Source organism: Streptomyces rhizosphaerihabitans (assembly GCF_025399795.1).
Taxonomy (GTDB): Bacteria; Actinomycetota; Actinomycetes; order Streptomycetales; family Streptomycetaceae; genus Streptomyces; species Streptomyces rhizosphaerihabitans.
In genome coordinates, this window is sequence record NZ_JAODTZ010000001.1 from 156,086 (window position 1) to 169,565 (window position 13,480).

Below are 13,480 nucleotides of genomic sequence, written 5' to 3' on the forward strand. Positions count from 1 at the left end.
GCACCCGCAGTACAGCGGGTGCCGCCCCTCCAGGTCAGGTCGGCTCAGGTCAGCTGAGCGAACCCAGGGCCGCCGCGTCGTACGGGGCCAGGTCGTCGAAGCGGCCGGCCAGGATCTTCGCGGCCCACTCGGGGTCCTGGAGCAGCGCGCGGCCGACGGCGACGAGGTCGAACTCGTCGCGCTCCATGCGGTCGAGGAGGTCGTCGATGCCCTTGACCGGGGAGCCCTCGCCCGCGAAGGCCTTGATGAAGTCGCCGTCCAGGCCGACCGAGCCGACGGTGATGCTGGGCTTGCCCGTCAGCTTCTTCGTCCAGCCGGCGAGGTTGAGGTCGGAACCGTCGAACTCGGGCACCCAGTAGCGGCGCGTGGAGGCGTGGAAGGAGTCCACTCCGGCGGCGGCGAGCGGGGCGAGGATCGCCTCCAGCTCCTCCGGGGTCTCGGCGATCCGGGCGTCGTAGGCCTGCTGCTTCCACTGCGAGTAGCGGAAGATGACGGGGAACTCGGGCGAGACCGCGGCGCGCACCGCGGCGACGATCTCCGCCGAGAACTTCGTACGGGCCACCGGGTCGCCGCCGTACGCGTCCTCGCGGCGGTTGGTGCCCGCCCAGTGGAACTGGTCGAGCAGGTAGCCGTGGGCGCCGTGCAGTTCGACACCGTCGAAGCCGATGCGCTCGGCGTCCGCGGCGGCCTTGGCGAACGCCTCGATGACGTCGTCGAGGTCCTGCTGGGTCATGCTCTTGCCGGTGACCTCGGCGCCCTCCTTGTAGAGGCCGGAGGGGCCGACGGGCGGGGCGTCCGCGAAGGGCGGCTCGCCCGCCTTGCGGACCATGCCTATGTGCCAGAGCTGCGGGACGATCGTGCCGCCCGCCGCGTGCACGGCGTCGGCGACCTTCGCCCATCCGGCCAGCTGGTCCTCGCCGTGGAAGCGCGGCACCGCGTCGCTCTGTCCGGCCGAGTCGTGGCCGACGTAGGTGCCCTCGGTGACGATCAGGCCGACGCCCGCGGCGGCGCGGCGGGAGTAGTAGCCGACGACGTCCTCCCCCGGTACACCGCCCGGCGAGAACATCCGGGTCATCGGGGCCATGGCGATCCGGTTCGGGACGGTCAGGCCGTTGATCGAGACGGGACGGGAAAGGATCTCGGCTGCGCGGGACGCGGCGTCAGCGGTCACGTGGGGGCTCCTCGAACAGGTGGTCGGTATGACGTCGAGTGGTCGGCGAGGCAGGAGATTCCGTGCGGTATGTGCACATGCATCGACTGCTCTTCAGCGTCAACCGCCGCACCGGGCACGGCATTCCGCGGCGCCGGGAACTGCCGCTGTGATCCGGGCCACGCTCCTTAGGAGGGGACGGGCCACAAGGGACGCCGAAACGCCCGAGGGCGGCACCCCCCGCCGTAGCAGGGAGTGCCGCCCTCGGTAAGGACGCAGATCAACCAGAGGTCGATCAGAAGTCCATGTCACCGCCCGGCATGCCGCCCGGAGCGGCCGCGGAGGCCTTCTCCGGCTTGTCGGCGATGACGGCCTCGGTGGTCAGGAACAGCGCGGCGATGGAGGCGGCGTTCTGCAGAGCAGAGCGGGTCACCTTCGCCGGGTCGATGATGCCTTCGGCGATCATGTCGACGTACTCACCGGTCGCGGCGTTCAGGCCGTGACCGACGGGCAGGTTGCGCACCTTCTCGACGATGACGCCACCCTCGAGACCACCGTTGACGGCGATCTGCTTGAGCGGGGCCTCCAGGGCGAGCCGCACGGCGTTGGCGCCGGTCGCCTCGTCACCCGTGAGCTCGAGCTTCTCGAAGACCGAGGCAGCCTGGAGCAGAGCCACGCCACCACCGGCGACGATGCCCTCCTCGACGGCCGCCTTCGCGTTGCGAACGGCGTCCTCGATGCGGTGCTTGCGCTCCTTGAGCTCGACCTCGGTGGCGGCACCGGCCTTGATGACGGCCACGCCGCCGGCCAGCTTCGCCAGACGCTCCTGGAGCTTCTCGCGGTCGTAGTCCGAGTCCGAGTTCTCGATCTCGGCACGGATCTGGTTCACCCGGCCGGCGACCTGGTCGGCAGCGCCGGAGCCGTCGACGATCGTGGTCTCGTCCTTGGTGATGACGACCTTGCGGGCACGGCCCAGCAGGTCCAGACCCGCGTTCTCCAGCTTGAGGCCGACCTCCTCGGAGATGACCTCGCCGCCCGTGAGGATGGCGATGTCGCCGAGCATGGCCTTGCGGCGGTCACCGAAGCCCGGAGCCTTGACGGCGACGGACTTGAAGGTGCCACGGATCTTGTTGACGACCAGGGTCGACAGGGCCTCGCCCTCGACGTCCTCGGCGATGATCAGCAGCGGCTTGCCGCCCTGCATGACCTTCTCGAGGAGCGGGAGCAGGTCCTTAACGTTCGCGATCTTGGAGTTCGCGATCAGGATGTACGGGTCGTCGAGGACGGCCTCCATACGCTCCATGTCGGTGGCGAAGTACGCCGAGATGTAGCCCTTGTCGAAGCGCATACCCTCGGTGAGCTCCAGCTCCAGACCGAAGGTCTGGGACTCCTCGACGGTGATGACGCCTTCCTTGCCGACCTTGTCCATCGCCTCGGCGATGAGCTCGCCGATCTGGGTGTCGGCGGCGGAGATGGAGGCCGTGGAAGCGATCTGCTCCTTGGTCTCGACATCCTTGGCCTGCTCGAGGAGGGCACCGGAGACGGCCTCGACGGCCTTCTCGATACCGCGCTTGAGAGCCATCGGGTTGGCGCCGGCGGCGACGTTGCGCAGACCCTCGCGCACGAGCGCCTGGGCCAGCACGGTCGCCGTGGTCGTACCGTCGCCGGCGACGTCGTCCGTCTTCTTGGCGACTTCCTTGACCAGCTCGGCGCCGATCTTCTCGTACGGGTCCTCGAGCTCGATCTCCTTGGCGATGGAAACACCATCGTTGGTGATCGTGGGCGCGCCCCACTTCTTCTCGAGGACGACGTTGCGGCCCTTGGGGCCGAGGGTGACCTTGACGGCGTCGGCGAGCTGGTTCATCCCGCGCTCGAGACCGCGCCGTGCCTCCTCGTCGAACGCGATGATCTTGGCCATGTGAAGTGGTCCTCCCGGACGGGGTGGATTTCTCCGGATCGTGCCCGCGCCCGCGACGGACGGCCTGCAAGCCTTGTGGTTCCTTGCCCCACAGGCCTGCGGGCCTCGCTGACCCGATCCAAGTTCTGTCACTCTCACTGGGAGAGTGCTAACGCCAATGATTAGCACTCGACCCCGTCGAGTGCAAGGTGTGCTCGCGAAGCGAGCTCGTTGAGGGGTGGTGGTCGGGTGACGGGCGGGCGCAAGCGCCTCTCGTGAAAACGGGCCCTACGAGCAGCCTCCACACGGATGCTGGGCGTAGGCCCCGCACGGGGCACTCTCGTGCGCGCGGGCGCGCACGAGACAGGGGAACGCCGCCCGGGACGCACGAGGGGCCCGCATCCCTGGTGGGATGCGGGCCCCTCGGCGTGAGTGCGTCGGTGGCCGTTCGCGCCCGGATCAGACGGCGAGTTTGACCATGTCCGCCTGCGGACCCTTCTGGCCCTGCGAGATTTCGAACTCCACTCGCTGACCCTCTTCAAGGGTGCGGTAGCCGTCCATCTGAATCGCGCTGTAGTGCACGAAGACGTCCGCACCACCGTCGACCGCGATGAAGCCGTACCCCTTCTCCGCGTTGAACCACTTGACGGTGCCCTGAGCCATGCCTAACTCCCCTATTACTGGCCCTTGCACAGATCCACACTTCGCGGATCCGGGTCAGACCTCACCCCCCAACGGTTGGGGGTGTGCGCCGGAACGCGTCGACCGCGGCTGAATGTATCTGTCCAACTGCCGTCTGCAACAGGTCAATCGGACGAGAATTCTGGGCATGGCTGATCAACGATATGCGGAGAATCCGCAAGGATCCAGGGCAAGTCGGGCCCCGTAAATGCCATAAACGGCCCATAAAGGGGAGGCGGTTTGGCTACTTCTTGTCGGCCGCCGAACGGGTACTCATATGCGTCCGGCATGAAACCAACATCGAAATCGAAGTCGCTTCCCCAACTGTAGCGCCCTCAACCATACAGAATTGCCCCCTCCGTTTCTCTCACGGAGGGGGCAATTCGATGAACTCAGCGTGTTCGGCATTACCGAGGGTAACGATCAGCCTCCGGCGACCGCCGGAATGATCGAGACGCCCACACCGTCCGGGGTCGCCGTCTCCAGACCCTGCTCGAACCGCACGTCGTCGTCGTTGACGTACACGTTGACGAAGCGGCGCAGCTTGCCCTGGTCGTCCAGAACGCGCGCGGCGATGCCCGTGTGGTTCTTCTCCAGGTCGGTGATGACCTCGGCGAGGGTCGTGCCCTCGGCCGTCACCTCGGCGGCACCACCGGTGTAGGTGCGCAGGATGGTGGGGATGCGGACGTTGACGCTCATGATGCGAGGCCAGCCTCTCGGAAGGAGTCGAGGTTCGGGCGGATGGTCGCGGTCAGTCCGGTGTCGGAGGCCACCGCGTCCAGAGTCTTGAGGCCGTCGCCGGTGTTCAGCACGACCGTGGTGAGGGTCGGGTCGAGGAGACCGTTCTCGATCAGCTTGCGGGTGACACCGACGGTCACGCCGCCGGCCGTCTCCGCGAAGATGCCCTCGGTGCGCGCGAGCAGCTTGATCGCGTCGACGATCTGCTCGTCGTTCACGTCCTCCACCGCACCACCGGTGCGCCGCGCGATGTCGAGCACGTACGGCCCGTCCGCGGGGTTGCCGATGGCGAGCGACTTGGCGATGGTGTCCGGCTTCTGCGGCCGGACGACGTCGTGACCGGCCTTGTAGGCGACGGACACCGGGGAGCAGCCCTCGGCTTGGGCGCCGAAGATCTTGTAGGGCCTGTCCTCGACGAGCCCGAGCTTGATCAGCTCCTGCAGACCCTTGTCGACCTTCGTGAGCTGGGAGCCGGAGGCGATCGGCACGACCAGCTGGTCGGGGAGCTTCCACCCGAGCTGCTCGCAGATCTCGTACGCCAGCGTCTTGGAGCCCTCGGCGTAGTACGGCCGCAGGTTGACGTTGACGAAGCCCCAGCCCTCGCCGGCCGGGTCGCCGATCAGCTCGGAGCAGAAGCGGTTCACGTCGTCGTAGTTGCCCTCGATACCGATGAGCTCGCCGCCGTAGACCGCGGCCATGACGACCTTGCCCTGCTCCAGGTCGTGCGGGATGAACACGCAGGAGCGGAAGCCGGCGCGGGCCGCCGCGGCGCCCACGGCGCCGGCGAGGTTGCCGGTGGAGGAGCAGGAGAGGGTGGTGAAGCCGAAGGCGCGGGCGGCTTCGATGGCCTGGGCGACGACACGGTCCTTGAAGGAGTGCGTCGGGTTGCCGGAGTCGTCCTTGACGAAGAGCTTTCCGGCGTCGACACCGAGCTCGCGGGCCAGGTTGTCGGCCTGGACGAGCTTGGTCCAGCCCGGGTTGATGTTCGGCTTGTCCGCGACGTCCGCGGGGACGGGCAGGAGGGGCGCGTAGCGCCAGATGTTCGCGGGTCCCGCTTCGATGCGCTTACGGAGCTCTTCGGTTTCGTAGGCCGAGAAGTCGTAGGCGATCTCCAGCGGGCCGAAACACTCCTCGCAGGCGAAGACCGGGCCGAGCGGGACACGCTGTCCGCACTCGCGGCAGGAAAGCGCCGCGGCCGGGCCGAGGTCCACCGCTTCGGCGGAGTTCGTGGTACTTGCAACTGTCTGCGCAGCCATGGAGGCGAGGCCCTTTCCTCATCTTCCTCACGACGCACTTCGCCGTGAGACGGATTTGGCACCTTCCCGAGCCGGGAGCCTCGCGACGCGATCGACATCGATCGGTACGAGACCGGCTGGAGGGTTGCCGGGGCTTCATCGGGCCGTATCCCTCTGCCCCTCTGGATGAGCGGTATTTGATTGTTGAACTGTTGAACACGATACGTGCCGATGATCCAGGACATGCGATGGTCATCCGCGTTGTTCAAGACTGTAACCGAAGGCCAGGACAGTTGAGATAGTCGTCCGAACCGCGAGACGACGGCAATCGATCTGCCGCTGGCCGCAGCGGGCACGCCGATGAGAGCGTGTGATCAGACAGTGAGGAGCCGCAGACCGTGCTGAAAGAAGTCGAAAACTGGCTGAGCACACGCTCCTGGTCCGTGACCGACCGCCCGCTCCACAGGCTCATGGCCGCGAAACGCCTCACCGGGTCGACGGTCAGTGTCGTGCTGCCCGCGCTCAACGAGGAGGAGACGGTCGGCGAGATCGTCGCGATCATCCGCCACGACCTGATGCAGCAGGTGCCCCTCGTCGACGAGATCGTCGTCGTCGACTCGGGCTCGACGGACCGCACCTCCGCGGTCGCCGCCGCCGCGGGCGCGCGTGTCGTGCACCGTGACGACATCCTCCCGCGGATTCCGGCCGTGCCCGGCAAGGGCGAGGTGCTGTGGCGGTCGCTGCTCGTGACGAGCGGGGACATCGTCTGTTTCATCGACGCGGACCTCAAGGAGTTCTCGTCCGACTTCGTCTCCGGAATCGTGGGCCCGCTGCTCACCGATCCCGGTGTCGATCTGGTCAAGGCCATGTACGACCGTCCGCTGGGCGGCGCCACCGGCCAGGGCGGCCGGGTCACCGAGCTGATGGCCCGCCCCCTGCTGAACATGCACTGGCCCCAGCTCGCGGGCTTCGTCCAGCCGCTCGGCGGCGAGTACGCGGCCCGCCGTTCGCTGCTCGAACAACTCCCGTTCCCCGTCGGCTACGGCGTCGAACTGGGCATGCTCGTCGACGCCCTGCACCTGGTGGGCCTGGACGCCCTCGCCCAGGTCGACGTCGGGGTCCGCAAACACCGTCACCAGGACGGCCAGGCGCTGGGCCGGATGGCCGCCGCGATCTACCGCACCGCCCAGCTCCGGCTGGCGCGCGGCCACCTGATCCGCCCGGCCCTCACCCAGTTCGAGCGCGGCCGGGACGGTTTCCAGCCGCGCACGTACTCGGTGGACACGGAGGAAAGGCCACCGATGGCCGATATCTCCGAGTACCAGCGGCGCAGGGCCGCGTAGACCAGCCCGACGGGCCGGCGATCGCATACGGCCGAAGGGAACGTTTGAGCGTTTCGACACGGGGCTAGGTTTCGAGGCATGGCTTCAACGCACGGTGCCCACCGGATTCTGGTCGCGTCCAACCGCGGTCCGATCACCTACGAGGTACGGGAGGACGACTCGCTGCACGCCCGGCGCGGCGGCGGCGGTCTCGTCTCCGGACTCTCGGCGATCGGGCCGGACGCGGGCGCCCTCTGGGTGTGCTCGGCCCTCGGCGACGGCGACCGGGAGGCCGTCGCGCGCGGAGTCGGCGAGGACGGCGTGCGGATGCTGGCCATCGACGCCGAGGTGCACGCCGACGCGTACAACGGCATCGCCAACTCCGTGCTGTGGTTCGTCCACCACATGCTCTACCAGACCCCGCTGGAGCCGGTCTTCGACGCGGAGTTCCGGCGCCGGTGGGCGTCGTACCGCACCTACAACCACGCCTTCGCCGAGGCGCTGGCCGAGGAGGCCGCCGAGGGCGCCTCGGTGCTGGTCCAGGACTACCACCTGTGCCTGGTGCCGGGGATGCTCCGCGAGCTGCGCCCCGATCTGCGCATCGGCCACTTCTCCCACACCCCGTGGGCGCCCGAGGACTACTTCCGGATGCTGCCCGACGACATCCGCGCGGAGCTGCTGGACGGCATGCTCGGCGCCGACCGGGTGGCGTTCCTGACCTGGCGGTGGGCGACGGCCTTCATGCGGTGCGCGGGCGAGACCGACCCCGAGCGCTACCGCGTGACCTCGCCCTCGGACACGCCGCCGGCGGTCGAGCACCTGGACGGCGCCCCGCCCCGCCGGACCCTCGTCGGTGTGCACGGCCTCGGCGCGGACGCCGAGTTCCTGCGCGAGCGCTCGCACCGGGCGGACGTCGAGGAGCGGATGGCCGCGCTGCGCGCGGAGATCGGCGAGGGCCGCAGGACCGTCGTGCGCGTCGACCGCACCGAGCTGTCCAAGAACATCGTGCGGGGGCTGCTGGCCTACCGGCAGCTGCTCGACGAGCACCCGGAGTGGCGCGAGCGGGTCGTCCACGTGGCGTTCGCCTATCCCTCGCGGCAGGACCTCGCGGTGTACCGGGACTACACGGCCGAGGTGCAGCGTGTCGCCGACGAGATCAACTCCCGGTACGGGACGCCTGATTGGACCCCGGTGGTGCTGCACGTCAAGGACGACTTCGCGCGCTCGCTCGCCGCGTACCGGCTGGCCGACGTCGCCCTCGTCAACCCCATCAGGGACGGCATGAACCTCGTCGCCAAGGAGGTCCCGGTCGTCTCCGACGAGGGCTGCGTGCTGGTGCTCTCGCGGGAGGCCGGGGCGTACGAGGAACTGGGCGAGGACGCGATCTCCGTGAACCCGTACGACGTGATCGGTACGGCGCGGGCGCTGCACGAGGCGCTGACCATGCAGCCGGGCGAACGGGCCGAGCGCACCAAGCGGCTGGCCGCCGCGGCCACCGCCCTGCCCCCTGCCCAGTGGTTCCTGGACCAGCTGCGCGAGCTGGAGGGCTGAACGACCGGCTGCCGCACGCCGGTTCACCCGCGCGCGGCCGGTGCGATGCCCCGGAGGCCGGTCCCGCTTCGGGTTCGGTCAGTCGAGCCGGGCCGCGAGGGCGGCGAGCAGGCGTACGACTCCGGAGGGACCGTCGACCACCAGGTCGGCGCGTTCGGCGAGTTCGCCGACCTCGGAGCTGCCGCTGCACACCAGGAGTCCGGGGACCCCGTCGGAACGGAGCTTGTCGACGGCGGCGAAGGCGGGCAGGTCGCCCAGGTCGTCACCCGCGTAGAGGACCGCTTCGGCGCCGATCTCCCGGACGTACTCCATGAGGGCGACGCCCTTGTCCATGCCCGGCGGGCGCAGCTCCAGGACCATACGGCCCGGCTCGACGATCAGGCCGTGCCGGCCGGCCAGTTCGGCCAGTGGCTCCCGGAGCGCCTCGAAGGCGGCCTGGGGGTCCTCGGCGCGGCGCGTGTGCACGGCGACCGCGCGGCCCTTCTCCTCGATCCAGGTGCCCTGCCAGGCGCCGATCCGGTCGAGGAACCCCGGCAGTTCGGCGCGGACGGCGGCCACCCCGGGGTGCGGTGCGGGGGCGGTGACCGTGCCGCTCACCGCGTCCCAGCGCTCGGCGCCGTAGTGGCCGAGGACGACGAGGTGCTCCAGTCCGGGGACGCCCGCGAAGCCTCCGTGGCGCACGGCCACACCGGCCGGGCGACCGGTCACCACGGCGACGGAGGCGACCTTGGGGGCGAGTGCCGCGAGGGCGGGGACCGCGTCGGGGTGCGCGCGGGCCCGGTCGGGGTCGGGGACGATGGGGGCGAGGGTTCCGTCGAAGTCGAGTGCGACGACCGTCCGGGTGGGGCGGGTGAGGATCGCTTCCAGAGCGTCGCGCCCGGCGGGGGTCACCGGGGCCGGCGAGAAGTCCTTGGATTCGGGGTGGCTGCCCATGGGGCGACCCTATCCGGGTAGGGGCGGCCGCACCCCTGACTCATGGCCGAGCGGGGGACCCACCGGCCGGAATGCCCCGATCTCACCGCTAGTCCTCGCTTCTGGCCCGTACCTCTGGCCCGCGCCCCTGTCCGCACCGCGCGTACGCACCGCTCGCCCTCACCCCTCGTACGCACCGCGCGTACGCACCGCTCGCCCTCACCCCTCGTACGCACCGCGCGTACGCACCGCGCGTACGCGTTCCTCGTCCGCACCGCCCGCCCTCACCGCTCGTCCCGGCGGGACTCCCGTACCCGGCGCAGTCTGTTCACCGTCACCGGGTCGTGCGCCAGGGCCCTCGGGTCGTTCAGCAGCGCGTTGAGCAGCTGGTAGTAGCGGACCGGGGCGAGGCCCAGCTGTTCGCGTATGGCGCGCTCCTTGGCGCCGGGTCCGGGGAAGCCGCGGCGCTCCAGGGCGAGAATGCTCCGTTCGCGCGCGGGCAGCTCTTCCATGGACAGCACGGTAGTCCCCGGCACCGACAAGCGCCGGGGACGGGCACCGGAACAGGGACCGTGCCCGCGGCGGTCGCATCCTTCTCGGAATGCGGACATAAGGTCTGCACCACGCGAGTGGACTAGACCTCTCCAGGGGTAAAGGGCGACACTGTCCCCCGTGAGACATGTCATCGCCCTCGATGTGGGCGGCACCGGGATGAAGGCAGCCCTCGTCGGGGTGGACGCCGAGCCTTCGACGGGCCGCCCCGACGTGCCGCCGCCGCGGACCCCCGGGCACCCCGCGCTGCTGTACCAGGCCCGCCGGGCGACCGGCCGCGAGCGCGGGCCCGACGCCGTCGTCGAGGACATCCTCGACTTCGCCGCCGAGCTGCGCGCCTACGGCGAGGAGCACTTCGGCGAGAGCGCCCTGGCCGCCGGCGTCGCCGTCCCCGGCATCGTCGACGCCAAGAACGGCATCGCCGTCTACGCCGCCAACCTCGGCTGGCGCGATGTCCCGCTGCGCCGGCTGCTCGGCGAACGGCTCGGCGTCGTGCCCGTAGCGCTCGGGCACGACGTGCGCACCGGCGGGCTCGCGGAGGGCCGGATCGGCGCCGGACAGGGAGCGGACCGCTTCCTCTTCGTCCCGCTGGGCACCGGCATCGCGGGCGCCATCGGCATCGACGGCGTCGTCGAGGAGGGCGCGCACGGCTTCGCGGGCGAGATCGGCCACATCGTCGTACGGCCCGGCGGCACCCCGTGTCCCTGCGGGCAGCGCGGCTGCCTCGAACGGTTCGCCTCCGCGGCGGCCGTCAGCCAGGCCTGGGCCGAGGCGTCCGGCGACCCGGAGGCGGACGCGGCGGACTGCGCCAAGGCCGTCGAGTCGGGCGACCCGAGGGCGCGGGCCGTCTGGCAGGAGGCCGTCGACGCGCTCGCCGACGGCCTGGTCACCGCGCTCACCCTCCTGGACCCGCGCACGCTGATCATCGGTGGCGGGCTCGCCGAGGCGGGGGAAACCTTGTTCACACCCCTGCGGGCCGCGGTCGAGCGACGCGTCACCTTCCAGAAGCTGCCGTCGATCGTCCCCGCGGCCCTCGGGGACACCGCCGGTTGCCTAGGTGCCGGGCTCCTCGCCCGGGACCTCCTGAACACCACTTCTACGACTTCCCGGAGGTAACCACCCGATGGCCCCTAGCAAGGTTCTCGCCGGCGCCCGGGTGGTACTGCCCACCGGGATCGTGCACGACGGCCGCGTGATCATCGACGGTCCGCGGATCGCCGACGCGGGTGCCCCCTCGGCACACCCTGCCGGAGTCCTTGGGGCAGCCCCCGCGGACACGCCCGTGACCGACCTGTCCGGCCACTGGGTGGTTCCCGGCTTCGTCGACATCCACAACCACGGCGGTGGCGGCGCCTCCTTCACCTCGGGAACGGCCGAGGAGGTCCTGCGGGGCATCCACACCCACCGGCTGCACGGCACCACGACCGTCGTCGCCTCGACCGTCACCGGAGACATGCACGGCCTCGCCGAGCGCGCCGGGATGCTCTCCGAGCTGGCCGAACAGGGCGACATCGCGGGCATCCACTTCGAGGGCCCGTTCATCTCGCCGTGCCGCAAGGGCGCGCACTCAGAGGAACTGCTGCGCGACCCGGACCCGGCGGAGGTCCGCAAGCTGATCGACGCGGCGCGCGGCCGGGCCAGCATGGTCACGCTCGCCCCCGAACTGCCGGGCGGCCTCGACTCCGTACGTCTGCTCGCCGAACACGGGGTGATCGCCGCGATCGGGCACACCGACGCGACGTACGAGCAGACGCAGGCGGCCATCGACGCGGGCGCGACCGTGGCGACGCACCTGTTCAACGCGATGCCGGCGCTCGGACACCGCGCGCCGGGCCCCATCGCCGCCCTCCTTGAGGACGAGCGGATCACCGTCGAGCTGATCAACGACGGCACGCATCTGCACCCCGCCTCGCTGGAGCTGGCGTTCCATCACGCGGGTCCCGGCCGGGTCGCGTTCATCACCGACGCGATGGACGCGGCGGGCTTCGGCGACGGCCGCTACATGCTCGGCCCGCTGGAGGTCGAGGTCGCGGACGGCGTCGCCCGGCTGGTGGAGGGCGGTTCGATCGCGGGCTCCACGCTCACCCTCGACCGCGCCTTCCAGCGCGCCGTCACGATCGACAGGCTGCCGGTCGAGCACGTCGTGGCGGCCCTCTGCGTCAATCCCGCCCGTCTGCTCGGCCGGTACGACCGGGTGGGCTCCCTGGAACCGGGCAAGGACGCGGACCTCGTGGTCCTCGACGCCGACTTCGCGCTCAAGGGCGTGATGCGCGGCGGCGAATGGGTGGTCGATCCCCGACTGGGGTGATTCATACCTTTGTTGCCTACGGCGGTCGGCCCGGGGGGACTGGGCCGACCGCCGTTGTGTTTGACATGATCGAGCCTCCGGAAGCACCGGCGGGCGTCCGACCGGCGTCCACATCACACAACTCTTCGGGGGAGGTCGGCCCAGGTGATCCTCACGGTCACGCTGAACACCGCTCTCGACATCACCTATCGGGTGCGGGCACTGCGGCCGCACAGCTCGCACCGGGTGTCCGAGGTCAGCGAACGTCCGGGCGGCAAGGGCCTGAACGTGGGGCGGGTGCTCGCCGCCCTCGGCCACGAGGTGACGGTCACCGGTTTCACGGGCGGCGCCACCGGCCGCACCGTGCGGGACCAACTGGCCGGGACCGCGGGGGTGGTGGACGCGCTCGTCCCGGTGGAGGGACCGACGCGCCGCACGATAGCCGTGGTCGACACTACGACCGGTGACACGACTCAGCTCAACGAACCGGGTCCGGCGATAACCGCCGCCGAGTGGTCGGCCTTCCAGGAGACGTACGAGCATCTGCTGCGCTCCGCCTCGGCGGTGGCCCTGTGCGGCAGCCTGCCACCGGGGGTCCCGGTCGGCGCCTACGCCCAACTCGTCCGCACCGCACGCACCCTGGCCGTCCCGGTACTGCTGGACACCAGCGGCGAGCCGCTGCGCCGTGGAGTCGCCGCCCGCCCCGACATCGTCAAGCCGAACGCCGACGAACTCGCCGAACTCACCGGCTCCCACGAACCACTGCAGGCCACCCGGAACGCCCGGCGGCGCGGCGCCCACGCGGTGGTCGCCTCCCTCGGCGCGGACGGGCTGCTCGCCCACACACCCGAAGGCCACTGGCGCGCCACCCCGCCCGTACGCGCCCACGGCAACCCGGCCGGCGCGGGCGACTCGGCCGTCGCGGGCCTGCTGTCGGGCCTGGTCGAGAAGCTTCCCTGGCCGGCCCGCCTGGCCCGCGCCGTCGCCCTGTCGACGGCGACCGTGGCGGCGCCGACGGCGGGCGAGTTCGACCGCACGCTGTACGAGAGCCTGCTCGACCGGGTCACAGTGACGGCGGAGTCCGCCGCGGCGTAGTCCCCGGGACAGCAGGAAGGCGGCGCCCGGAGCGCGTTCGTGCGCGCCGGTCACCGCCTC

At 70.6% G+C, this 13,480-nt stretch carries 12 protein-coding genes and 1 riboswitch; of the genes, 5 read left to right on the plus strand and 7 right to left on the minus strand.

Annotation, left to right across the window (positions count from 1 at the left end):
- Window positions 1-49: 49 nt before the first annotated feature.
- From N4G66_RS00660 to thrC, 5 genes are all read right to left on the minus strand, one after another.
- Window positions 50-1,171 carry an NADH:flavin oxidoreductase gene (locus N4G66_RS00660; protein WP_261701878.1) on the minus strand — a complete coding sequence of 374 codons (1,122 nt, stop codon included), beginning with the start codon at window positions 1,169-1,171 and terminating at the stop codon, window positions 50-52.
- A gap of 274 nt (window positions 1,172-1,445) precedes the next feature.
- On the minus strand, window positions 1,446-3,068 hold the full coding sequence (gene groL / locus N4G66_RS00665) for a chaperonin GroEL (protein WP_261701879.1): 1,623 nt from the start codon (window positions 3,066-3,068) through the stop codon (window positions 1,446-1,448).
- Window positions 3,069-3,506: 438 nt separating this feature from the next.
- Window positions 3,507-3,710 carry a cold-shock protein gene (locus N4G66_RS00670; RefSeq protein ID WP_005315736.1) on the minus strand — a complete coding sequence of 68 codons (204 nt, stop codon included), beginning with the start codon at window positions 3,708-3,710 and terminating at the stop codon, window positions 3,507-3,509.
- Window positions 3,711-4,151: 441 nt separating this feature from the next.
- Window positions 4,152-4,427, minus strand: coding sequence for a MoaD/ThiS family protein (locus tag N4G66_RS00675; RefSeq protein WP_261701880.1), 276 nt, complete (start codon window positions 4,425-4,427; stop codon window positions 4,152-4,154).
- Window positions 4,424-5,722, minus strand: a complete 1,299-nt coding sequence (gene thrC / locus N4G66_RS00680) for a threonine synthase (protein ID WP_261701881.1) — start codon at window positions 5,720-5,722, stop codon at window positions 4,424-4,426. The genes N4G66_RS00675 and thrC overlap by 4 nt, the downstream gene beginning before the upstream one ends.
- Window positions 5,723-5,737: 15 nt before the next feature.
- Window positions 5,738-5,894: riboswitch (SAM riboswitch) on the minus strand.
- Between the two features lie 205 nt (window positions 5,895-6,099).
- Between thrC and N4G66_RS00685 the strand changes: the two genes are divergently transcribed.
- Both N4G66_RS00685 and N4G66_RS00690 read left to right on the plus strand, forming a co-directional pair.
- The gene (locus tag N4G66_RS00685; protein ID WP_261701882.1) at window positions 6,100-7,044 is read left to right on the plus strand and encodes a glucosyl-3-phosphoglycerate synthase; all 945 of its coding nucleotides are present in this window, start codon (window positions 6,100-6,102) and stop codon (window positions 7,042-7,044) included.
- Between the two features lie 78 nt (window positions 7,045-7,122).
- On the plus strand, window positions 7,123-8,574 hold the full coding sequence (locus tag N4G66_RS00690) for an alpha,alpha-trehalose-phosphate synthase (UDP-forming) (protein ID WP_261701883.1): 1,452 nt from the start codon (window positions 7,123-7,125) through the stop codon (window positions 8,572-8,574).
- Window positions 8,575-8,652: 78 nt separating this feature from the next.
- On the opposite strand, the gene otsB is transcribed toward N4G66_RS00690, so the two are convergent.
- Together otsB and N4G66_RS00700 are read right to left on the minus strand one after the other, a co-directional pair.
- Window positions 8,653-9,507 (minus strand): trehalose-phosphatase, encoded by an 855-nt coding sequence (gene otsB / locus N4G66_RS00695; RefSeq protein WP_261701884.1) that lies wholly within the window; start codon window positions 9,505-9,507, stop codon window positions 8,653-8,655.
- A 263-nt stretch (window positions 9,508-9,770) separates the two neighbouring features.
- Window positions 9,771-9,998 (minus strand): DUF3263 domain-containing protein, encoded by a 228-nt coding sequence (locus N4G66_RS00700; protein WP_261701885.1) that lies wholly within the window; start codon window positions 9,996-9,998, stop codon window positions 9,771-9,773.
- Window positions 9,999-10,158: 160 nt separating this feature from the next.
- Here N4G66_RS00700 and N4G66_RS00705 point away from each other — a divergent pair, with 160 nt between their 5' ends.
- The 3 genes from N4G66_RS00705 (at window position 10,159) to N4G66_RS00715 (ending at window position 13,420) form a co-directional block, all read left to right on the plus strand.
- Entirely contained in the window at window positions 10,159-11,154 is a 996-nt protein-coding gene (locus N4G66_RS00705; protein ID WP_261701886.1) for an ROK family protein, read from the plus strand.
- Between the two features lie 7 nt (window positions 11,155-11,161).
- Complete coding sequence (nagA, locus tag N4G66_RS00710; protein ID WP_261701887.1) at window positions 11,162-12,346, plus strand: N-acetylglucosamine-6-phosphate deacetylase; 1,185 nt, start codon at window positions 11,162-11,164, stop codon at window positions 12,344-12,346.
- A gap of 144 nt (window positions 12,347-12,490) precedes the next feature.
- On the plus strand, window positions 12,491-13,420 hold the full coding sequence (locus tag N4G66_RS00715; RefSeq protein ID WP_261701888.1) for a 1-phosphofructokinase family hexose kinase: 930 nt from the start codon (window positions 12,491-12,493) through the stop codon (window positions 13,418-13,420).
- Window positions 13,421-13,480 lie beyond the last annotated feature (60 nt).